This is a genomic window from Baaleninema simplex PCC 7105 (assembly GCF_000332355.1).
Taxonomy (GTDB): Bacteria; Cyanobacteriota; Cyanobacteriia; order Cyanobacteriales; family Geitlerinemataceae; genus Baaleninema; species Baaleninema simplex.
The window spans coordinates 1219516-1220169 of sequence record NZ_KB235958.1 but is presented as its reverse complement, the minus strand read 5'-3'; the positions used below and the strand labels follow the sequence as shown (position 1 = coordinate 1220169).

Annotated in this window: 1 pseudogene; it reads left to right on the top strand. The window is 49.4% G+C overall.

Going from position 1 to position 654, the window contains the following annotated elements:
- Nucleotides 1-202 precede the first annotated feature (202 nt).
- Nucleotides 203-593: pseudogene (locus GEI7105_RS39750) on the top strand (IS4 family transposase); the annotation flags it as partial.
- Between the last annotated feature and the right edge of the window lie 61 nt (nt 594-654).

Genomic DNA, 654 nt, shown 5'->3' with positions numbered 1-654 from the left:
TGAATCTCTTCTGGGTCACTTCCTTCGTAGAGTAGAGCGGCAATCGCTCGAGCGTGAGCTTGAATTTGGCGACGTTTTTCAGCATCCATGAGCTAGGCTTGACTCCGACTTGGGCAACTCCTTTTAGCTTAACTCCCTTCTCTCAAACCGCTCTAAGTACTCTTACTCATTGCAAAACTGGGATGCACCCTCAGATGCTTAATTAGTTCGCCAAATTTACAGAGCGCGTTGGGGCATTGAAATGATGTTCCGAGACTGCAAAAGTGGCGGCTACAATCTTGAGTCAACTCGAGTCAGTCCTCCGCGACTTTTGGCGCTCATTTTGCTCATGACTTTAGCCTATTGGTTAGCAACTCGTTCGGGTCAGCGTCTCCTTGAATCTCACGTCCAATCCTATTTAGGTCGTTCAGACCTGACCCCTCAAGGTTTTCCTCATCATAGTGTTTTCCCTCGGATTATCCGGTTATGCTTGGAGTCAATCCCTGCTGCTCTGGAGAGATTGGATGTTGGCGCTCATGGCGTTGAAGCCTCACAAATCTCTCCATTTTCAACGAGGGCTAGAGGCTCTATCCCTTGTGAGGCAGGGGGTCTAGCTATGTTGTCACCCTCTCAGCTCATCATCATGCCAAAGCTCCAGGTGGCTAGCCCTGATAC